Origin of the sequence: Streptomyces sp. CCM_MD2014, assembly GCF_000772045.1 — a bacterium.
In the GTDB taxonomy this organism is placed as follows: Bacteria; Actinomycetota; Actinomycetes; order Streptomycetales; family Streptomycetaceae; genus Streptomyces; species Streptomyces salinarius.
The window spans coordinates 1,608,635-1,628,608 of sequence record NZ_CP009754.1 but is presented as its reverse complement, the minus strand read 5'-3'; the positions used below and the strand labels follow the sequence as shown (position 1 = coordinate 1,628,608).

Genomic DNA, 19,974 nt, shown 5'->3' with positions numbered 1-19,974 from the left:
GGACGTCCGGCACCGTGGCCGTAGCACTCGACGCCGGGCGGTGGAGCGTGCCGACTGCGGCTTCGGGGCCCACGCCGCCGTACGACTCGTGCCCTCCGGGACTGCGTATGCCTCCGGGGGGTACCCAACGCTTCCGGCACAGCGGGAACGGAGCGACAGATGGGTTCGACGCGGAGTGCGGGCGGGACAGCGCCCGCCGACGGGCGCCTCGACGTACAAGTCGCGGGGCGTGGGAGGGACCTCCTGGGTGGTGGCATCCGGTGAGTGGCTTCACCGCCGCGCTGTCCTTGCTGGGGCTGGCCCTGCTGGCGGTGGCCGGAGCATACGGAGCGGCCTGGGCGCTTCGGCTCTCGTCCGGTCCGCTGCCCGCGCAGCCGTTCGGATCGGGACTGGAGCCGACGGAACACGCGGTCAGCCGTTTCCACATGCGCTGGTACACGGTGACGATGCTCTTCCTCGCCTTCGACATGGAGATGGTCTTCATGTACCCGTGGACACTGGTGATCTCCGCGATGGGACCCAGTGCGGTGATCGAGATGTTCGTCTTCCTCGCCGTCCTGCTCACGGGTGTGATCTACGCATGGCGGGAAGGAGCACTGCGGTGGGCCTGACCGCCGCCCTGACCCGCGCAGCGGCCGCCCGGCCACGCGTCCTGCTGGTGACCACGCCGGGCGGTACGCCGGTGCGGCTGGCCGCCGAGAAGGAACTGCGGTCCCGGGACTGGCCGTCGGCGTCGACCCCGGCCGGAGCCGACTTGATGCTGGTGGCGGGTCCTGACTGCTCGCGGCTGGGTCCGGCGCTGGAACGGTTGTGGCAGGACATGCCGCGGCCGCGCGTGCGCGTGCGAGCCGTGACGGCCGACGAGGTGGCATCGGTCCTCGAAGCCGGCCGCGCTCGGTTGGCCACACCAGAGGGCGACCGGGGCGGGGCCGACCGCACCGCGGGAGAGCACGGGCACGGAGAGCCCGGAAAGCACGACGCGGAATCGGTGCGAGCCGATCACGCGAAAGACGATCGCGGCTTCGAAGGCGGCGCACACGCGCGGCATCACGACGATGGCCCGGAGGCCAGTGGCCACGGCGGTGAGCACGCCGGTCATGGCGGCACCGGTCACGGGGACGGCGATGACGACCACGCCCGTCATGGTCACGACGGTCACGGACACACCGGTCACGGTCATGGGCATGGTGGCATGGAGATGCCGGGCGGACTGGCCATGGCCGAACCGGGGGAGGACCGCGACGGTCTGACGCTGGACCGCCTGCACGTGCCGTTGGGGCCCTTTCTGGCCGACTGGCCCGCCGGCCTGACCCTTCGCGTGGTGCTTCAGGGCGACGTCGTCCAACGTGCCGACCTCGACGATCCGCCCGCCGGCGGACCAGCCGACCCCTTCTGGAGCCGGCCGTGGCTGCGAGCCACCACGGGCGAGCCGGTGTGCGTGGGGGAGGCGGCCCGGCGGCGGGCCGCGGCGCACCTGGACAGCCTGGGCCGACTGCTGTCGGTGGCCGGCTGGCCCGCCGAGGCGGTGACGGCCCGGCGGCTGCGCGACGACCTGCTGGAGGAGGCGCCCGCCTCGGCGATCCTGCCCCGGGCGGAGCGCTTCACCCGGCGGGTCGGGCGGTCACGCACCCTGTACTGGCTGACGCGAGGCGTCGGTCTGCTGAGCGCGGCCGACGCACGAGCCGCAAGTGTCACCGGTCCCGCCGTACGGGCGGCCGGCGGGGATGTACCGGCCCGCTACCGCCAATGGCTCACCGAGGTCATGGACGCCGTACGGCAGCTGGACGCGACCGCCCCGCTCAATCCGGTGGCGCAGGAGAGCCCGCGCGGTCGGTGGGACGCCGAACGCCCGCCGTCGGCCGCCCTGGTGAAGCTGCTTCCCCGCCTGTTGGTGGGGGCCGAACTGGGCGCGGCCCGTCTCGTCGTCGCCAGCCTCGACCCGGACCCGGACGAACTGACCGCGTGTCGGCTGGAGGTGGCCCGTGGCTGAGGCGGGGACGTGGTGGGCGCTGCCGGCCGCCCCGGCGATGCTGCTCGTCTTCGCGGTGCTGGCAGTGGCGGCCGACGCGGCACTGGACGCCCGGAACGCGGGCCGTCGGATCACCGCCCATACTGCGGTGCGGCCGCTTCTCGCCGTGCCGCGGGCGCTGCTGGCGCAGCCGCGGCGGTTGCCCGCACCGGATCGGTTGCTGTGGCGGGCGGGTGTGATCACCGTCCCGGTGGCCGCGGTACTGGCCACGCTGGTCATCCCGTTCGGCAACCGCGTCGTCGCCGATCTGTCGGTCGGGGTGGTGTGGTTCAACGCCATGGAGGTGCTGACCTGGGCCGGGCTGTGGCTGGCCGGCTGGGGTCCGAACGCCGCCTTCTCCCTGGTCGGCGGCTACCGCTTCCTCGCCTTGGGCCTGGCTTACGAGCTGCCGCTGATGTTCGCGCTGATCTCGGCCGCCACGGGCGCCGAGTCCCTGCGGGTGACCGACATCGTCGGCGCCCAGCACGGCTTGTGGTACGCGGTGTGGATGCCGTTCGCCTTCGTCCTCTACCTGGCAGGAGTTCTGGCCTTCAGCTTCCTGGGACCGTTCGCGTATCCGCTCGGGCGGGACGTCGCCGACGGCGTACTGGGGGAGACGAGCGGGGTGGACCGGCTGCTGCTGCAGGCAGGGCGGTGGCTGTGGCTGGCGGCCGGGGCCGCGATGGCGGTGCCGCTGTTCCTGGGCGGCGGCGCCGGGCCGGGGCTGCCCGCCTGGGCCTGGTCGTTGGTCAAGACCCTGCTGGTACTGGCGGTGCTGGTGTGGACGCTGCGGCGGCTGCCCATGCTCCGCGCCGACCGGTACGTCGAACTGGCCTGGGTGGTGCTCCTGCCGCTGTCCGTCCTCCAGGCCCTGGTGCCGGCCCTGGTCAGTCTCACCCGTTAGGAAAGGAACGCGTCATGGGCACGACGAGCACGGTGCTGCTGTGGGTACTGGGCGTGCTCGCCCTGGTCGGCGGCGTCCTGGTCTTCACCTTGAACTCCATGGCTCGGGTCACGTTCGCCCTCCTGGGCTCCCTGGTGTGCGTGGGCGGGGTGGTGACCGTGCTGCGGCTGCCGTATCTCGGCGTGGTGATCGTGCTGATGATGGTCATGGAGATGGTGATCATGGCGGTTTTCATGATCGCGTACATGATGAATCCGGCCGGTCTGATGCCGATGTCGATGCTGCACAACAAGCGCGGCTCACTGGTCATCAGCGGCCTCGTGTTCGCCGCCCTGGTCGTGGGGATCTTCCTGGTGCCGTGGCCCGACCGCACGGGAGCGCGGCTCGAGGACACCACGTTCCAGGTCGGGATGTCGTTGATGGGCGACCAGATGCTGACCATGGTCACGCTCGGATTCGTACTCCTGGCCACCATGGTGGGTGCCACCGTCCTCGCCACCCGCCGCGGCCGGTACGACCGTTTCGGAGACGACCTCGATCAGCGGCCTGCGAACGACTCGGCCGGCGGGGGAGTGGGCCGATGACGTTCGAACTCCTGCTGGTCCTCGCGGCCGGGCTCTTCTGCACCGGCCTGTTCGGTGCCCTCTCCCAGCAGTCCATCGTCATGATCATGATGGGGATCGAGCTGATGATCGGCGGCGTCATCGTCGCCGCCGCCGACTTCTGGTACTTCCTCGCCCCCGCCGCCGGCAGCGGCCAGGTCGTGATCGTGGCGGCCGTGGTGGCGATGGCCGTGGAGATGGCCATGGGCTTCGCCGTCACCACCGCCATCTACCGCGCCCGCCAGGTCGACATGACCGACATGGCCGAGGACCTGAAGGGATGAGCGCGGTGCTCTGGCTGCTCATCGCTCTCCCCCTGGGCGGGGGAGCGGTCCTCGCCCTCACGGGACCCCGCCGAGGCGGCCTGGTCCCCGCCGCCGGTGTGGCGGCCGCTGTCGCCACGCTCGGTGCGGCGGTCGCCGCCGCGCTGACCCGGCCGAAAGCGAGCGCGCCGCTGTTCGCCGGGATGGAGGCGGGACTGGCGGTGGACGGCCTGTCCGCGGTGATGGTGGTCACCGTCGCCGCGGTCACCACCGCCGTGCTGGCCTTCGCCGTGGGCGAGTTCGCCGCCCACGAGAACCGGGGCCGCTTCTTCGGGCTCATGCTGCTCTTCGCCGGCGCCATGCTCGTCACCGTCACGGCGACCACCCTGCCGCTGCTGCTGATGGCCTGGGAAGTGATGGGGGCCACCAGCTGGGCACTGATCGGCTACTGGTGGCGGCAGCCGGAGCGGGCGGAGGCCGCCGACGTCGCGTTCCTCACCACCCGCGCCGCCGACCTCGGCCTGTACCTGGCAGCCGGCGCCGCGATGGCCGGCGGCATCGGCTCGCTGCGCCTGGACGCTCTCCCGGACGCGGACGCGCCCTGGCTGCACGTGATCACCGCGGGCGTGGTGGTGGCCGCCCTCGGCAAGTCTGCGGCACTGCCGTTCTCGTTCTGGCTGTCGCGCGCCATGCAGGGTCCGAGCCCGGTCTCGGCGCTGCTGCACTCGGCGACCATGGTCGCCGCGGGCGCTTACCTGCTGCTGCGACTCGTCTCGCTGCTGGACGCCACGGCCTGGGCCGGGCCGCTGGTCGCCTGGACCGGCGCGGCCACCGCCCTCGTCCTGGGGCTGGTCGCGGTGGCCCAGACCGACCTCAAGCAGCTCCTCGCGGCCTCCACCTCCGCCCAGATCGGCTTCATGGTGCTGGCCGCGGGCAGCGGCGGCGTCGCCGCGGGCACCACCCAGCTCGTCTCCCATGCCGCCACCAAGTCGGCTCTGTTCCTCGCCGCGGGCGCCTGGCTGACCGCGCTGGGCACCAAGCAACTGCCGGCACTGCGTGGGGCGGCCCGCGTCCACCCACTGGTCGGCGTGGCCTTCGCGGTGGGCGCGCTCACCCTGGCCGGGTTGCCGCCCCTGTCCCTGTGGGCGGCCAAGGACGAGGTCCTCGCCGCCGCCCGCACCGAGTCGACCGCGCTGTACGCGGTGGGCCTCGCGGCGGCTGCCGTCGCCGCCGTGTACAGCGTCAAAGCCGTCTGGTACGTCACCCGTCCCCTCCCTGCCGACGCGGAACTCGGATACGACACCGAGGAGCGCGGCACCCGTCGCGTCGCCGGTTCGACACCCGCCCCGCTCCTCGCCCTCACCTTCGCCGCGGCGGTACTGGGAGTACTGGCCTTGCCGGGACCGGCGTCCTGGCTGAAGGGGCTGGTCGGCGCCCAGGGCGAACCGTCCCCCGAGCCGTGGGAACTCGGACTGTCCGCCGCCGTGGCGCTCGCCGCCGTCGGCCTGGCCTGGCGGTGGGCTTCCCGCCCTGCATCCGCAGGGCTGTCGCGCGCGGCCGTCCGATGGACTCACGGGTGGCTGTACCTGGAGCGGGCCGCGCGGCTCGTCGTGGTCCGCCCGGTGCTGGGCCTCGCGCGCACGCTGGCCGACTTCGACGATCGGGTCGTCGACGGCGCCGTACGGCAGACCGCCCGGGGCGGCCTCGCGGCGGCCCGGCTCGCACGCCGTCTGGACGACGGCGGCATCGACGCCGGAGTCCGTGCCGTTGCGACCGGTGCGCGGAGCCTGGGCCGGTGGGCGCGCCGCCCGCAGACCGGACTGCTGCATCAGTACTACGCCCAGGCCGCCGCGGGCTTCGCCGTACTGGTCCTGATCATCCTGTTGGTGAGGTAACCCCTGTGCTGACCGTCGTCACGTTCCTGCCGCTGCTGGTGTGCGCGGTACTGCTGCTCCTGCCGCGCACTCTCCCCGAGCGGGCGTACGTATGGGTGTGGATCACCACCGCTGCCGTGGACCTGGCCCTGGTCGTCGGCGTGTGGACCGGCTACGACACCGACGGCGGGATGCAGTACGAGCAGCGGGTGCGCTGGATCCCCAGCGCGGGAGTCGGCTACCACGTGGGCGTCGACGGACTGTCCCTGCCCCTGGTCGCCCTGACCTGCCTGCTGTTCCTGGCCGTCGCGGTCCACTCCCTGCGCGAGACGCGGCGCGTACGCTCCTACGTCTGCCTCTTCCTGTTCCTGCAGACCGTCAGCATCGGTCTGTTCGTCGCCCTCGACCTCATTCTGTTCTTCGTCTTCTTCGACCTGTCGATCGTCGGCATGTTCTTCGTCATCGCGGGATGGGGACACGGCGAACGAGCCCGGGCCGCGGCGCTGAAGTTCTTCCTGTACACCTTCGTCGGCTCGCTCGCCCTCCTCCTCGGCTTCATCGGCCTCTACCTGGCGGCCGACCCGCACACCTTCGACATCGTCGACCTCACCCGCGCGAACCCGCTCGCCGGACGCGGCCTGTACGCGGGCCTCGTACTGCTGGCCATCGGCGTCGGTCTCGCGGTCAAAACGCCGACCGTGCCCTTCCACACCTGGCTGCCGCCCGCCCACACCGACGCCCCCGCCACCGGCTCGGCGATCCTCGCCGGAGTCCTGCTGAAGATGGGCACCTACGGGTTCGTCCGCATCGCCATGCCCCTGCTGCCCGGCAGCTGGCGCCACTACGCGCTCGTCATCGTGATCGTCGGCGCCGTGTCCGTCGTCTACGGGGCCTTGGTGGCGTTGGCGCAGACGGACTTCAAACGCATGATCGCCTACACGTCGGTCAACCACATGGGCTACGTCGTCCTGGCCGTCGGTGCCGCCGGGACACTCGCGGGCAGCGACGCCCAGGCGCGCACCCTGGCGGTGACCGGAGCCGTCACCCAGATGGTCAGCCACGGACTGATCACCGCCGCTCTGTTCCTGCTCGCCGGGGTGCTCTACGACCGCGGACGCACATACACGATGGACTCGTACTCCGGCCTGGCCGCGCATGCCCCGCGCTTCGCGGCGGTCACCGCCGTCGCCGCGTTCGCCAGCCTCGGCATTCCAGGCTTTTCCGGCTTCATCGCCGAATTCCAGATCTTCACCGGCAGCCTGGCCTCCCACGCCATTGCCACCGCCATCGCCGTGACCGGCATCCTCATCACCGCCGCCCTGTTCCTGACCGCACTGCGGCGCATGTTCCTCGGTACCCCGCGCCTTCCCGAAACCATCCCCACCGGCATTGTCCGCGACTTGAGAAAGGCCGAGGCGCTGTCCACGGTGCCGCTGCTCGCGGTGGCCCTGGTGATCGGCATCGCACCGCGCTGGCTGCTGGACGTCATCGAACCCGCCAGCCGCACCCTGACGGGCCTGGTCGCACGGTGAACGAGAACCTGGCCGCCCTCATCCCCGAAATCGCCCTCCTCGGCGCCGCCGTCATCGGCCTCCTGGCCGGCTCCTGGCTGCCCCGCCGCCGTCAGTGGCTCGTGGCCGTACTCGCCGCGGCCGCCTGCGCGACCGGCCTGACGGCCACCGCCGTCACCATGGTCACCGACCGCGAACAGACCGTCTTCGCCGCCGCGTTCGCCGTCGACGCCGCCACCGACACCGGGCGGCTCATCGTGCTCGTCGCTCTGCTGCTGATCATCTGCATGTCGGTGGAGACCGTACGGCGCCACAAACGCGAGGCCGAGTACTGGGTGCTGCTCCTGATGACCGGCGCCGGCACCCTCGCCCTCACCGGCGCGAACGACCTGCTGATGCTCTTCGCCGCCTACCTGCTGGCCAGCGTCCCCGCCTACGCACTCGCCGGGTTCGCGAAGGACGCCCCCGGCACCGAAGCCGCCCTGAAGTACTACCTTATGGGCGCCCTGCTGGGCATCACCATGCTCGCCGGCACCGCGCTCCTCTACGGCGCCGGCCACGCCACCCACTACAGCGAACTCGCCAAGACCCTGCCCTCCGCGCCCTACGGACTCGTCGCCGTCGGACTCGTCGGCGTCCTCGCCGGCCTGCTCTTCAAGATCGGCGCCGTACCGGCCCACTTCTGGGTGCCCGACGTCACCGACGGGGCGCCGGCACCCGTCGCCGCGTACGTCACCACCCTGCCCAAAGTCGGTGGTCTGATCGCCGGTTACCGGCTGCTGCAACAGGCACTCGCCGACAGCGACGTCAACTGGCCGCTGCTTCTCGCGATTCTCGCCGCGGTCACCATGACCCTGGGCAATCTCGCGGCGTTCTTCCAGACCTCCGTCAAACGCCTGCTCGCCTACTCCACGATCAGTCAGGTCGGCTACCTGCTCATGGCCCTGGCCGTCACCACCCGCAGCGGCACCGTTCAGCGGAGCCTGCTGCTCTACCTGGCCGCCTACGCCGTCACCAACCTCGGCGCCTTCGCGGTCGTTGCGACACTTCCGCGGGCCCGTGCCCTCACCGACTACCGCGGCCTCGCCCGCCGCCGCCCCGACCTCGCGGCCGTGCTCGTCGTCTGTCTCCTGGGCCTGGTCGGCACGCCGCCTACCGGCGTCTTCCTCGGCAAACTGGAGATCTTCAGCGCGACCATCGACGGCGGCTACACCTGGCTCGCCGCCCTCGCCGTCGCCAACACCGTCGCCTCGCTCTTCTACTACCTGCGCTGGCTCGGCCCCCTGTTCCTCACCACCGGCACGGCACCCACCGATACGCAGACCGGCCCACGACGCTGGTCCGCTGCCACCGCTCACCTAGCGGGCACCCTTTCCCTCACACTCGGCATCGCCGGACAAGCCGTACTCACCATCGCCGAAGGACCGCTGCTGCCCTGAAGCAACCGCGCCTCCTTCGTAAGTCGGCATCTCCCTGAGGTTGCAGACAGGGGACACCGGCCGCTGCGCCGCCACGGCTGGGTGCGGAAAGAGGAGCCTGTCGTCCCGCCGATAGCGCTGCCGACTGCGCTGCCGCCGGGCAGACCTTCCCTCGATGAGAAGGACCCGGCGAGCCCTCAGACGGACCGGGAAGTGGCCTTCGATGCCGACGCGGGCGTCTTCTCCGGAGACTTTCCTCTCCAGTGAGTGCCCTCTTCCACCATTCTCCTGCCTGGCCTCTCGCCCATCCCTCGATGCGTCGAAGTCGTCCGAGCACCGGGTGCTGCCCGCCTGCCCCCTGCATGGACCGCGTTCGCGTAGGCGGCGCCAGTTTCTCTGCCGCGCGTCACCAGGTGCCCTGTCGTTCTGCTGCCGTTCGCGGGAGTCACCGCAGAGCCAGCCGTGCCGGCACGCTGGCGTCACGGCGCCGGGACAGGTGGGTGGGTGCATCTGGCAGATCCGCCTCGAAGCCCTCTCGCGAGATTTCAATCATCGAGGTACCGGAATACCCCGGGGGGGTATATGGTTGCGATCAACGTCCTGAACGGACAACGCCCGAAGGCGCATCACAACCATGGGAGATGCCATGACGAATCACGCTGGCCACGGCCACACCAGCCACGGTGTCCACGGTGTCCACGGCGGGGCCCAGCCCGGTGGGCTGTCGGTCTCCGAGAACGGGTACACCCTCGAGCTCGACTCGACGATCCTCGCCGCCGGCGTGCAGCCGGTCAGCTTCCGGGTGATCGGCCCCGACGGGCGGGCGGTGACCGAGTTCGTGCCTGAGCACGAGAAGGAACTGCACTTCATCGCCGTACGGCGCGACACGGCCGGATTCCAGCACGTCCACCCCGTGCGGGACGAGAAGGGCACCTGGAGCACCGAACTGACCCTGGAACCGGGGGACTGGAGGTTCTTCGCCGACATCCACCCGGTCGGCCACGACGGCACCCTGACGCTCGGGATCGACGCCGCGGTCGCCGGGCCGTACGCCCCACAGCCGCTCCCCGAGGCCACCGGCATCGCGCGGATCGGCGAGTACACCGTCGCGCTCGACGGCACGCTCGTGCCCGGCGAGGCGAGCGAGCTGACCCTCACCGTCAGCCGGAACGGCCGCCCCGTCACCGATCTGCAGCCCTACCTGGCCGCGTACGGGCACCTGGTCGCGCTGCGGGTCGGCGACCTGGGCTACCTCCACGTCCACCCGGAGGGCGAGCCCGGTGACGGCACCACCGCGCCGGGACCCGGCATCTCCTTCATGGCCGTAGCGCCCACGGCCGGCACCTACCGGCTGTACCTGGACTTCCAGCACGCCGACATCGTCCGGACCGCCGAGTTCACCGTGCGGACCACCGAGCCCGCCGCGGTCACGTCGGTCAACTCGGTCACCGCACCCGGGCACGCGGGCCACGACCACGGCCACCACACACACCACGCCCACCACTGACCATAAGCAGAAGGAGCGTCATGCCCCGCCTGACCCGCCTCACACCCGACACGGCGGTTGGCGCCTCCCGCGATCTCCTCGCCGACCTGGTCTCCCGCCACGGCCAAGTCGGTGACATGGTCGCCACGATGGCGCACTCCCCGGCCGTGCTCGGCGGCTACCTCCAACTCAGCCGGGCCATGGGCCGCGCCAAGCTGAACCGCCGGATCAGCGAACGCGTCTCGATCGCCGTCCAGGCCCAGCAGGGCTGCGGACTGTGCCTCGACGCGCACGTCAGCGCCGCCCGCGCCCTGTGCGTGGACGAGGAGGAGATCGAGCGAGCCCGCGCGGGCACCTCGGCCGACCCCGCGATCGCCGCGGTCATTACCCTCGCCCCCCAGATCTACCGCGAGCCGGCGTCGATCACCGACGACCAGGTCACCGCCCTGCGCGAGCACGGCTACAGCGACCGCGCGATCGCCGACGTCGTCGGCGTCGTCGCACTCAACATCCTCACCGGCGCCTTCAACCTGCTCGCCGGCCTCACCCCGGAAAGCGCCGCCCGTGCCTAGAGACCTGCCCGCCTGTACCCGCGGGGCACGGCCTCCGCTCCGGAGCCGTGCCCCGCCGCATGGACACGGAAGGAAAACGCCATGCGTCTGTTCGCCCTCCGCGACTATCGCCGCCTGTTCAGTGCCCAGGTCATCGCCCTGTTCGGCACCGGGCTGACCACAGTGGCCCTCGGCCTGCTCGCCTACGACCTCGCCGGTCCGCACGCCGGCATGGTCCTCGGTACGGCCCTCACCATCAAGATGGTCATGTACGTGGTCATCGCGCCCCTGGCCGCCGCGTACGTCGACCGGCTTCCCAGAAGAACGCTCCTGGTCCTCCTCGACGTGGTCCGCGGTGCGGTGGTCCTGGTACTGCCGCTGGTCACCGAGGTCTGGCACGTCTACGTCCTGATTGGCCTGCTCCAGACCGCCTCCGCGGCCTTCACCCCGACATTCCAAGCCGTCATCCCCGACATCGTCACCGACGAGTCCGCCTACACGCGTGCCCTGTCCGCCTCCCAAGTCGCCTCCACCATGGAGAGCCTGCTCAGCCCCGTGCTGGCGGCCGTCGCCCTGACGTTCATGAGCTTCGACCGACTGTTCCTGGGAACCTCCGCCGGCTTCCTCGTCTCCGGCCTGCTCGTCCTGTCGGCACGCGTCCCCGACGCCCGCCCCAGTACCCACACCAAGGCGTGGGACAAGGCGGCAGCGGGGATCAGGACCTTCCTCCGCACGCCTCGACTGCGCGGCCTCATGGCACTCAATCTCGTGGTTGCGGCGGCAGGGTCGATCGTCGTCGTCAACACTGTCAACCACGTCCGCGACCGGCTCGGCGGCTCGCAGCCGGACGTCGCCTGGATGCTCGCCGCCTCCGGCACCGGAACCCTCCTGGCCGCCCTCGTACTGCCCCGCGTCCTCGACCGGGTCTCCGCCCGCACCGTCATGATGACCGGCGCCGGAGTCCTCGTCGGCGCCACGGGTGCCGCGGTGACGCTCGTCGTGACTGGGCTCGCCACATGGACCGGTACGGCGATCACCTGGACCGCGATCGGTGTCGGCATGGCGCTGATCATCACTCCGACCGGCAAGGTCCTGCGTGCCTCCGTCGGACGGAACGCGATCCCCGAGGCATTCGCCGCCCAATTCTCTCTGTCGCACCTGGCCTGGCTGATCACCTATCCCATCGCGGGGTGGCTCGGAACGAACGCGGGCCTCCCCCTCGCCTGGTCCGTCCTCGCGATCCTTGCCGGAGCGGGAGCGATCGGTGCCCTCCTCCTGTGGCCGCGCCACGACGGACGAGGAACCATGACGAGACTCTCGACTCCCGCCCGCCATGTGCCCAGCAAAGAACGGTCCGCCCTGGCCAAGGCCGCGTGAAGTGCCGCAGACCCGGCCGTGGGCTGTGATCACCGGGCTGACCAGTGTCTCGTGTACCGACAGGCTTCACGCCCCGGGCCGCCAGGCGGTCCGGGGCTCACTCGGGTACTCCGCGGGGGCGGGCGTGCATGCATGCGATGCCGTGTTCAACGACGTCGCACTGGGCCGGGCACCCTGCGCCCCGGCTAATGAGCACGCCCGGGATGGTGGCTGGCACCACGATGGTGGAGGTGGCCGGCGCCTTCGGCGGCGAGGCCGTGCCGTGCTGGCTACGCCCACTCCACCCCCAACCTCCGCAGCCGTCGCGGGCAGGTCGGGGCCGCCGCGGGTTGGCAGCCGCATTCTGCTCGGCTCAGGCCATTTGGACTGGGATCAGCCACAGGGAGATGAGGGCGGAGGCCGCGGCGATGCCTGTGGCGACGAGGAAGGCGTTGTCGAACCCGGTCGCGGCGGCGGAGGGGGTGTGGGTGGCGATGCTGGCGGCTGCGGCGCTGGATACGGCGGCGGCGCCTGTGGAGGCGCCGAACTCGTGGAAGGTGCTGATGATTCCTGAGGCCACCCCGGCCTCGTGTGGGGCGACGCTGCCTAGGGCGGTGGCCGAGGCGACCACGAACAGGGTGCCCAGACCGGCCGCGGCGATACTCACGCCGGTGACCATGGCGGCGGTGCCGGACCAGAGGACTGGGACGAGGAATCCGGCGGCCGCGAGGACCAGGGCCGCCGTTGCCAGCAGTCGGGCCCCGAGGCGGCCGATCACGCGGCCGGCCGTAGTGGCGGCAGCCATGGTCACCAGCGCCACCGGCAGGAACAGCACCCCGGTCATCAAGGCGCCATGGCCCTGGTGGTTCTGCAGGTAGAAGGAGCCGAGGAAGAAGACACCCACCATCAGGGCCGTGGCCACCGCGATGATGAAGATGCCCGCCAGTACCGGGCGCCGGCTGAGCAGGCGAAGGTCCATCAGCGGTGCCGCCGTCCGGCGCTGCCAGGCGGTGAAAGCTGCGCATGCGGCTGCCGAGGCGGCGAACAGGGCGAGGGTGAGGGCGTCGAGCCAGCCGTGGTCGCCGGCACGGATCAGGGCGTAGATGAGAGCACCGGTGGCCGCGGCGACGAGGGCGGCGCCGGGCACGTCGAGGGAGTCGGCGGCCGCCTTGGGCAGGGTGGGCAGGATCCGGGCGAGTGCGGCGAGTACGGCCAGGCCGACGGGGACGTTGATGAAGAAGACCCAGGCCCAGCCGGGCCCGGCGGTGATCAGCCCGCCCAGCAGCACGCCGAGGGCGGCGCCGCCGCCGCCGAGCGCCGACCAGATACCCAGTGCCTTGTTGCGTTCGTCGCCGTCGAACAGTCTCACCACGACCGACAGGGCCGCCGGCGAGAGCATCGCGGCGCCCGCGCCCTGGGCGATCCGGGCGGCCAGCAGCAGGGGAGCGCCGGTGGCCAGTCCGGCGGCCAGGGACGCGGCGGTGAACAGGGTGAGCCCTGCCAGGACGACGCGCTTGGCGCCAAACAGGTCGGCGGCCCGGCCGCCGAGCAGCATCAGGCTGCCGAAGGTGAGGGCGTAGCCGCTGACCACCCAGGTCAGGGCGGCGCGGTCCAGGTCCAGTTCGGTGCCCATGTGGGGCAGTGCGATGGCGACCACGGTGATGTCGAGGATGAGCATCAGCTGGGCCAGTCCCAGCAGGCCGAGGACCGGCCAGCGCCGTGGATGGGGTGTCTGCGGCGTGTGTGTGCTCGCGGTTTCCGTGTCACTCATGACGCTCACCTCTCGACGGATAATCCGTACAGTGCTGTTCAGGTTAGACCTGCAGCCCGCCTAAGCCAAACAGTTATGTTCGACTTATTCCGGTAGGGTGTGGGGCATGGGCAGTAGAAGCACCGTCAAACGCGCCGACGCCCTGCGGAGCATCGACGCGATCGTCAAGGCCGCGGCCGAGTGCCTGGGACAGAACCCGGAGGCGAGCCTCAGCGAGATCGCGCGCGCCGCGGGCGTGGGCCGGGTGACGCTGTACGCGCACTTCGCCTCCCGGGCGGAGGTCGTCGATGCGGCGATGAGCCGCGCAGTGGACCGGGGCAATCAGGCACTGGACGCGGTCGATCTGGCCGGTGATCCGCTGCTCGCGCTGGCGCGCTATGTCGAGGCCAGCTGGCGTCTGGTGGACCAGGCGCGTGCGCTGTTGGTCGCTGCCCAGAGGGAACTGCCTCCTGGTCGCATCCGCGAGCTGCACAGCGGCCCGGCCGCCCGGGTCGAGACGCTCATCGCCCGTGGCCGTTCTGAGGGGGTCTTCCGCACCGACCTGCCGATCGCGTGGCTGGTCAACGTCCTGCACTCGGTCATGCACAGTGCCGCCGACGAGATCCGTGCGGGCCGTCTCACCTCCGAGCATGCCGCCGGCCACATCACCGCCACGGTGCTGGCCGCCTTCACCCCGCCGGGCAGGCCGGTGCCCGAACCCGGTGCGGGCACGTGACGCTTCCTGGCATCCTGCTGCGGCAACGGCGACGACAGCAGCTCGGCCGAGCACGGCTTACTGGACGACCGACGGCCCACCTTTCTCTACAGCTCACACTCTGCAGGTGTACGCGGTGAGCCGTTGCCGTCGAGCAGGCGCTTAGAAGGCACGTGCTCTATCCGCTGAGCTACGGGGGCTGACCTGCGTAAACGCAGCTTCCGGGAGCTGTCCCCCAGGTCGCGGGGGACACATGGGGGAATCGTGGATTCCCGGTCACCGGGGGGCGCGAGCTCCCTGGTCGAGCAGTACGTAGGGTCTCACACTATCTTCACGCCCCCGAAGGCTCTCGCGGAAACAATCCCGCACCCCGTCGGCGTTGGTGATCACCGAGCCGAGGAGGGGAAGGTGTCGGGCCTGAAGCTGTTCCGCACGGACACGACGAACAGCGGCATGACGGAGGTCATGCCGCGTCTTGCTGAGATCGAGGCCGATGTGCAGGCTCTCGTCGAGGCGCACATGGAGACGCTGCTGGGCGTCCGCTTCCTGGCGAGCGAGTACAGCACGGGGCCCGCCCACGGGGGCCGGATCGACTCGCTCGGGCTGGACGAGAACGGATCGCCGGTCATCATTGAGTACAAGCGCGGCACGGACGCCGGCGTCATCAACCAGGGCCTGTTCTACCTGGCCTGGCTGATGGACCACCGGGCGGAGTTCGAGCACCTGGTCCGCGACCGGCTCGGGGTGACGGCCGCGTCCCAGGTCCTGTGGAGCGGACCACGCCTGATCTGCATCGCCGGCGACTTCACCCGCTACGACGTGCATGCCGTGCGCGAGCACCGGAGGTCGATCGACCTGGTTCGCTACCGACTCTTCGGCAGGGACCTGCTCGGGCTTGAGACCGTGGCCTCCGTGAGCGGCGGCGTGCAGGTGGCCCGTCGGGCACGGCGCCAGGCGGTTGCCCAGTCGGCGGCTGATGTCCAGGGCGCGGCGATGCGCGAGTTGGCGGGTGCGGTCGACGAGGTCCTGCTCGGGCTCGGGGATGGTGTGAACCGGGTGGAGCGCAAGACCTACCGGGCGTATCAGCGGCTGCGCAACTTTGCCTGCCTGTGCCCGCCGCAGCGAAGCAAGCTGCTGGTCTATCTGAAGGTCGATCCGAAGAACGTCGATCTTGTTCCGGGCTTCACTCGGGACGTGTCCGGTCTCGGTCACCACGGCACGGGTGATCTGGAGGTCCAGCTCCGTACGCTGAGGGACGTGGAGCGGGCGCAGGACTTGTTCCGGGCGAGCTACGCGGCGGCGTGATCGCCCGGCGCTCCCGGCCTCGTGACGGGCTGCGCTACGTGTGGTGTCTGCGGTCGTGGGAGGAGCCTCTCGACGTGCGGGCAGGGCGTGGCGGTGGACTATCTATGGTGCGTGGGATCGCCGGTTTGGCCAACCGGCGATCCCAAGCTATGTTGCCCCGCTCGTGCGGGGGTGATGATCAGCGTGAACGGCTGGCGGGTCGGCCGGCCGTGACCGCCGGAGCCGCCGGCGCACTGGCTGCGAGGCGGGTCCTGTGATCGCGGCGGCCCGGCTGGGGCTGGCGTGTGCCGGTCTCGTGGGCGAGAGTTTCGGAGAGGTCGGCCAGTAGCGAACTCGGGGTGTGCGGGGACGCGGTGATGGCCCAGGTGGGCCGGTCCGGGTCGGGGCCGGCCCAGATGGTCCAGGTGGCTGGGCTCTGGGGGGCCTGCGCGGTCAGTGGGTCAAACCGGACGCCTGCCTGCCCGTCGGGGGACGTCCACCGGATCCCGTGCCCTGTCAGGGTGTGCTTCCACCCGGCCTCAGTGAGCGGCTGCGTGGCTGTGGTGACCGTCCTCTCGCCCACTGGGACGCCGATGACCGTGTCCCAGCCGTCTCCGTCGGCGAGGTGGTTCAGCAGATTCTGCAGTACTGGGGCGGGGGTGGCGCCGCTCGCGGTGAGGTGCCACATGCGGTCGGAGACAGGCGTTTCGTAGGCGGCTACGGTCCAGGCGGTCTCGCGGGCCTGGGTTTCGTGGACGCGTTCGATGCGCAGGGTCTGCGTTTCGTGGATGGCGTGGGTCGTTTCATCGGACCAGGTGCGCCACTTTTCGAACTCGCCGTGCGTGTCGAGGAAGGTGTCGAGGAGGGCGTCGTGGTCGTCGGCATCGGCCAGGTAGATAGGGACGGCCTCCAGCTGGGGGCGGGGCGGTTCGGGCTTGGCTGTGGTGATGTCGAAGACGGAACGCGCTGCGGTGGCGGCGCGTTCGGTGTCGGTCAGGGGCGCTGGGCCGGGGCGCATTTCGGCCGCGTGGGCGTTCTCGAAGGCCACCAGTGCTTCCGCGGGTGAGTCGAAGGTGTCGGCGATCTGACGCAGATGGTCCTCGCCGTGGAGGTAGACGGTCTTGCCGCCCTGGTGGAGGTATGTGCCGACCGCGACGGTGGTGTGGCCGTCGTGGGCGTGGGCGTGTATCAGGAGGTGGCCGTTGCGGATGTCGTCGTGGATCTTCTGCGCCTGGTTGGAGACCTCGCGGATTTCGCTGCGCGTGCACCAGGGCATCGGGTAGTTCGGCCAGGTCCATTCCTCGTCGATGGCCTCCTGGAGCCGTGGGGTGATCTCGACGGTGATGCCTTCGGCGGTCAGGTGCTGGGCGGCGTCGGCGGCCCAGTAGGGCTCCTCGTGATCGATGCGGGCCAGGACCAGGACGTTTGTGGCGGCGGCACTCCAGCCGGCAGCCTCCAGAGCCGTGGAGGCGACGTGGGCCTGGGTGCCGGTCAGGTGGGCTTGCACGGCGCTCGGGTGAGTGGGGTGGGTGTCGAGGCGGACATGGGCGTCGATGGAGGCAGTCACGTGGGGGTCTCATCCGTTCTGCCGGTGGCCGGACTCGCGGGCCCGGCCACCGGCGTAATCGGGAGTTATCGGGTTGCTCGTGTGGGCCGGGCGGCGTGTGCGGCCGTGGTGGTCGGCGGGCCGGCGCGGGTGGCAGGGGCCGCTCGCCGCTGCTGCGGCGGAGTGGCTCCGGCGGCGTGCTGCCAGCGGGTGCGGACGGCGGCGATGTCAGCGAGAGCGCGACGGGCCCCGGCGACGAGCTGGAAGGGGGTGTTCGCCGAGTCGCCGGCGTACGCCTCGACGCGCCGTCCGGTGTGTTCGGCCGTTGCCAGCAGGGAGCGCCGCAGGGCGCGTTCGGCCCAGTGCTCGACGGATCCGGCGGGTTCGGCCAGCATGCGCAGGACCTCGCCTGGTTCACGGCCGTAGTCGAGCAGGCCGCGCTGCTGGGCTTCCCACAGGACGGTGACGGGGTCGATGGGCTCGTCGCGGCGGGCGAGGGTGGTCAGGCACTGCCACAGGCCGGCGTGCAGGGGCAGGGTGAGGTCGTCGGGGAGCAGCCACCGGACGGCGTCGATGTCGTCCGGGCGGGCGGTGGCGGTCGCGAGCAGGAGCTGCTCCTCCTCGACCGCCTCGGTGTCGTCGGCGGCGGTGGGAGGAGGTGCCGGGGTGCGGGGAAGGACACCGGAGCGCGGGGGGAAGCGGTTCGCGATGTCGTCCACGACCGCGGCAAGTGCATCCGCCTCGGCGAGCGCTGTCTGGACAGGGTGCGGGACGGAGGCGTCGTGGACGGTGTGGACGAGGCGTTCGGCGGCCGTCAGCAGGCGACGGCGGGCGTGCTCGGCCTCGACCATCCGGGCGTACGCGGGGGCGTGGCGGGGCCAGGGGCAGACCTGAACGAGGGCGTGCAGGTAGGAAGCGGTCAGTCCGCGCGCCTCCTCCAGGGCGGTAGCGAGTACGCGGTCGAGCCACGTGGTGTTCTTCGCGTGCTCGGCGGGATCGGGCCGCGGCAGGGTACTGATCGCGGCATACAGGGCGGCGTGCGCGGCGGTGGAGAACGAGTCGGCGGCGATGCCGTTCACGTCGTCCAGGCGGTGCGGGTCGAGGAGGAGAGCCCCCAGGAGGGCCTGCTCGACGTGGAACACCGGCTGGGGCGGTGGGACGGCGTCAAGGTCGTCTTCGTCGGGTTCGGGGGTGTGGGGCATCAGGCGGCGAGGGCGAAGTCGTCGGGGTCGAGGGTGACGCCGAGGTGCGGGGCGAGGAGGTGGCCGGCGAGCAGCGGGGGAACGGCGTTGCCGATCTGGGAGAACTGCTGGCCCTTGTTGCCGGCCCAGGGGTAGTCGGCGGGAAAGGTCTGCAGGAGGCCCGCCTCGCGGGCGGTGATCCGGATCGGTTCGGGAACGGCCGGCGCATCGGTGTCCGTGGCCGAGGGTGTGGCGGGTTCGGCGACCCAGGTGCACTCGTTGGCGCGGTGCCCGAAGAACAGCGTGCCAGCCGGCTCCTGGATGGACCGGACGGTGGCGTTGGCCTGGTTGTTGCTGCGCAGGGACCAGGACCAGCGGTGCGCCTCGGCGGTGAACGTGGGCGCCGGAGCGTCGGCCGCACGATTCTCGCGCATGCCGTGCCGGGCCGCCCACCCCGCGCCTTCCCGGCGGGACTGCAGAACCACCCCGTCCGGCCGCGGCATCCAGGTGCCGCGCTCCCGCGCGTCGGACAGCGTCTTGCGAGAGCCCGACGGGAACGGCTCGGGGCCGCCGCCAGGCCCACCTCCTGCACAGACGGTAGGGACGGGCCGGTCGGTCGCGCCCCACCCCAGAGCTTCGGCCATGCTGACCCAGCGGGCACGGCCCGGACCGAACAGCGATTCCGGCTCGCCGAGCTGGGCGTGCGTGGGCGTGGGCGGCTGCGCCGTGCGGACGCGGGAGGCCAGAAGGATTGCCCGCTTCCTGGTCTGCGGGACGCCGAAGTCGGCGGCGTTGAGGATCCCGCACCAGACGGAGAACCCCCACCCGCGCAGGACGGCCGCGTACTGCTTCCACAAGGGCAGCACGTCCGGTACCTCCTCCATGGCCACCCAGTCGGGCTCGCCGACCGCGTGCAGCGCGTACAGGTAGCGCATCGGCTCGGCGGCGAGCAGGGAGCGCTCGTCACAGCAGGCGGCGAGGAGGCGCTCGCGGGTATCGCGACCGGCGGCCAGATCCTCGACCGCCGCGTGCACCAGCGGCTGGTCGACCAGGCCGAGGCGCTTGCCGGCCATGCTCCACGCCTGACACGGCGGCGAAGCGATCACACCGCGGGTGCGGCCGACGAACGGCCATACCGGATACCTCGCCACGTCGCACCGGATGGTCAACTGACCCGCCGCAGCACGGGTCTTACATGCCCACGGGTCCCATTCCAGGCCGACGTCGCGCACGCCCAGGACGTGCAGCGCCCTGCTCCAGCCGCCCGGCCCCGCGAAGAGGTCGAGTATCACGTGGCCAGCCCGAAGTCGTCCTGCGTCAGCGCGTCGGCGTCGCCCCGGCACGCCCAGGGCGAGCAGCCGTCTTCGACACCGTTCTCCAGGACGTCGGCCTCCTCCGCGCTGATCCGCAGGGCGGCCCGCTCGGCGGCGGTGACGTGATCGATGGGGGCTTCGCTGAGCGGGACGCGGGAGCGGTGCAGGAACGCCTCGCCGAGCAGTCTGTTGCCGGTGGCGTTGGCACGGGC

General features: G+C 71.3%; 19 protein-coding genes. 14 read left to right on the top strand and 5 right to left on the bottom strand.

What is annotated here, in order from left to right; all coding sequences use genetic code 11:
- Positions 1 to 260 precede the first annotated feature (260 nt).
- On the top strand, positions 261 to 611 hold the full coding sequence (locus NI25_RS07170; RefSeq protein ID WP_061441634.1) for an NADH-quinone oxidoreductase subunit A: 351 nt from the start codon (positions 261 to 263) through the stop codon (positions 609 to 611).
- Here NI25_RS07170 and NI25_RS40035 read toward each other — a convergent pair.
- On the bottom strand, positions 575 to 1,186 hold the full coding sequence (locus NI25_RS40035; protein ID WP_228126029.1) for a hypothetical protein: 612 nt from the start codon (positions 1,184 to 1,186) through the stop codon (positions 575 to 577). The genes NI25_RS07170 and NI25_RS40035 overlap by 37 nt on opposite strands.
- A gap of 6 nt (positions 1,187 to 1,192) precedes the next feature.
- Between NI25_RS40035 and NI25_RS40030 the strand changes: the two genes are divergently transcribed.
- From NI25_RS40030 to NI25_RS07120, 10 genes are all read left to right on the top strand, one after another.
- Positions 1,193 to 1,990, top strand: a complete 798-nt coding sequence (locus NI25_RS40030) for a hypothetical protein (protein ID WP_228126028.1) — start codon at positions 1,193 to 1,195, stop codon at positions 1,988 to 1,990.
- A complete protein-coding gene (locus NI25_RS07160; protein ID WP_228126027.1) occupies positions 1,983 to 2,912 on the top strand; it encodes an NADH-quinone oxidoreductase subunit H in 930 nt (309 codons plus the stop codon). Before NI25_RS40030 ends, NI25_RS07160 begins: the two co-directional genes overlap by 8 nt.
- A gap of 14 nt (positions 2,913 to 2,926) precedes the next feature.
- Entirely contained in the window at positions 2,927 to 3,496 is a 570-nt protein-coding gene (locus NI25_RS07155; protein WP_061441632.1) for an NADH-quinone oxidoreductase subunit J, read from the top strand.
- Positions 3,493 to 3,798: an NADH-quinone oxidoreductase subunit NuoK gene (locus NI25_RS07150; RefSeq protein ID WP_061441631.1), complete on the top strand. Its 306-nt coding sequence runs from the start codon at positions 3,493 to 3,495 to the stop codon at positions 3,796 to 3,798. The genes NI25_RS07155 and NI25_RS07150 overlap by 4 nt, the downstream gene beginning before the upstream one ends.
- The gene (locus tag NI25_RS07145) at positions 3,795 to 5,672 is read left to right on the top strand and encodes an NADH-quinone oxidoreductase subunit L (RefSeq protein WP_061441630.1); all 1,878 of its coding nucleotides are present in this window, start codon (positions 3,795 to 3,797) and stop codon (positions 5,670 to 5,672) included. The genes NI25_RS07150 and NI25_RS07145 overlap by 4 nt, the downstream gene beginning before the upstream one ends.
- A gap of 5 nt (positions 5,673 to 5,677) precedes the next feature.
- Positions 5,678 to 7,183 carry a complex I subunit 4 family protein gene (locus NI25_RS07140; RefSeq protein ID WP_061441629.1) on the top strand — a complete coding sequence of 502 codons (1,506 nt, stop codon included), beginning with the start codon at positions 5,678 to 5,680 and terminating at the stop codon, positions 7,181 to 7,183.
- Positions 7,180 to 8,601 (top strand): NADH-quinone oxidoreductase subunit N, encoded by a 1,422-nt coding sequence (locus NI25_RS07135; protein ID WP_061441628.1) that lies wholly within the window; start codon positions 7,180 to 7,182, stop codon positions 8,599 to 8,601. Before NI25_RS07140 ends, NI25_RS07135 begins: the two co-directional genes overlap by 4 nt.
- 625 nt (positions 8,602 to 9,226) lie before the next feature.
- Positions 9,227 to 10,087, top strand: a complete 861-nt coding sequence (locus tag NI25_RS07130) for a hypothetical protein (protein WP_061441627.1) — start codon at positions 9,227 to 9,229, stop codon at positions 10,085 to 10,087.
- A 20-nt stretch (positions 10,088 to 10,107) separates the two neighbouring features.
- Complete coding sequence (locus tag NI25_RS07125) at positions 10,108 to 10,638, top strand: carboxymuconolactone decarboxylase family protein (protein ID WP_061441626.1); 531 nt, start codon at positions 10,108 to 10,110, stop codon at positions 10,636 to 10,638.
- 81 nt (positions 10,639 to 10,719) lie between these two features.
- Entirely contained in the window at positions 10,720 to 11,994 is a 1,275-nt protein-coding gene (locus NI25_RS07120; RefSeq protein WP_061441625.1) for an MFS transporter, read from the top strand.
- 352 nt (positions 11,995 to 12,346) lie between these two features.
- On the opposite strand, the gene NI25_RS07115 is transcribed toward NI25_RS07120, so the two are convergent.
- The gene (locus NI25_RS07115) at positions 12,347 to 13,744 is read right to left on the bottom strand and encodes an MFS transporter (protein WP_061441624.1); all 1,398 of its coding nucleotides are present in this window, start codon (positions 13,742 to 13,744) and stop codon (positions 12,347 to 12,349) included.
- A gap of 106 nt (positions 13,745 to 13,850) precedes the next feature.
- Between NI25_RS07115 and NI25_RS07110 the strand changes: the two genes are divergently transcribed.
- Together NI25_RS07110 and NI25_RS07105 are read left to right on the top strand one after the other, a co-directional pair.
- Positions 13,851 to 14,459, top strand: coding sequence for a TetR/AcrR family transcriptional regulator (locus NI25_RS07110; protein ID WP_061441623.1), 609 nt, complete (start codon positions 13,851 to 13,853; stop codon positions 14,457 to 14,459).
- A 387-nt stretch (positions 14,460 to 14,846) separates the two neighbouring features.
- Positions 14,847 to 15,743: a DUF5655 domain-containing protein gene (locus NI25_RS07105; protein WP_061441622.1), complete on the top strand. Its 897-nt coding sequence runs from the start codon at positions 14,847 to 14,849 to the stop codon at positions 15,741 to 15,743.
- Positions 15,744 to 15,921: 178 nt separating this feature from the next.
- Here the strand turns inward: NI25_RS07105 and NI25_RS07100 are convergent, their stop codons facing one another.
- From NI25_RS07100 to NI25_RS07090, 3 genes are all read right to left on the bottom strand, one after another.
- A complete protein-coding gene (locus NI25_RS07100) occupies positions 15,922 to 17,289 on the bottom strand; it encodes a DUF317 domain-containing protein (RefSeq protein WP_061441621.1) in 1,368 nt (455 codons plus the stop codon).
- Between the two features lie 65 nt (positions 17,290 to 17,354).
- Positions 17,355 to 18,470 carry a DnaB-like helicase N-terminal domain-containing protein gene (locus tag NI25_RS07095; RefSeq protein WP_078884531.1) on the bottom strand — a complete coding sequence of 372 codons (1,116 nt, stop codon included), beginning with the start codon at positions 18,468 to 18,470 and terminating at the stop codon, positions 17,355 to 17,357.
- Entirely contained in the window at positions 18,470 to 19,741 is a 1,272-nt protein-coding gene (locus tag NI25_RS07090; protein WP_061441620.1) for a DNA cytosine methyltransferase, read from the bottom strand. The genes NI25_RS07095 and NI25_RS07090 overlap by 1 nt, the downstream gene beginning before the upstream one ends.
- Here NI25_RS07090 and NI25_RS40735 point away from each other — a divergent pair, their 5' ends adjacent.
- Positions 19,742 to 19,888, top strand: coding sequence for a hypothetical protein (locus NI25_RS40735; protein ID WP_194279839.1), 147 nt, complete (start codon positions 19,742 to 19,744; stop codon positions 19,886 to 19,888).
- The last annotated feature ends 86 nt before the right edge of the window (positions 19,889 to 19,974 follow it).

What these genes read in the sequence shown, in the direction of transcription:
- NI25_RS07125 (WP_061441626.1), top strand. Translation starts at nt 10,108, where the DNA reads ATGCCCCGCCTGACCCGCCTCACACCCGACACGGCGGTTGGCGCCTCC.
- NI25_RS40030 (WP_228126028.1), top strand. Translation starts at nt 1,193, where the DNA reads ATGGAGATGCCGGGCGGACTGGCCATGGCCGAACCGGGGGAGGACCGC.
- NI25_RS07155 (WP_061441632.1), top strand. Translation starts at nt 2,927, where the DNA reads ATGGGCACGACGAGCACGGTGCTGCTGTGGGTACTGGGCGTGCTCGCC.
- NI25_RS40035 (WP_228126029.1), bottom strand. Translation starts at nt 1,186, where the DNA reads ATGCCCATGACCGTGACCGGTGTGTCCGTGACCGTCGTGACCATGACG.
- NI25_RS07110 (WP_061441623.1), top strand. Translation starts at nt 13,851, where the DNA reads ATGGGCAGTAGAAGCACCGTCAAACGCGCCGACGCCCTGCGGAGCATC.
- NI25_RS07130 (WP_061441627.1), top strand. Translation starts at nt 9,227, where the DNA reads ATGACGAATCACGCTGGCCACGGCCACACCAGCCACGGTGTCCACGGT.
- NI25_RS07115 (WP_061441624.1), bottom strand. Translation starts at nt 13,744, where the DNA reads ATGAGTGACACGGAAACCGCGAGCACACACACGCCGCAGACACCCCAT.
- NI25_RS07150 (WP_061441631.1), top strand. Translation starts at nt 3,493, where the DNA reads ATGACGTTCGAACTCCTGCTGGTCCTCGCGGCCGGGCTCTTCTGCACC.
- NI25_RS07120 (WP_061441625.1), top strand. Translation starts at nt 10,720, where the DNA reads ATGCGTCTGTTCGCCCTCCGCGACTATCGCCGCCTGTTCAGTGCCCAG.
- NI25_RS07095 (WP_078884531.1), bottom strand. Translation starts at nt 18,470, where the DNA reads ATGCCCCACACCCCCGAACCCGACGAAGACGACCTTGACGCCGTCCCA.
- NI25_RS07145 (WP_061441630.1), top strand. Translation starts at nt 3,795, where the DNA reads ATGAGCGCGGTGCTCTGGCTGCTCATCGCTCTCCCCCTGGGCGGGGGA.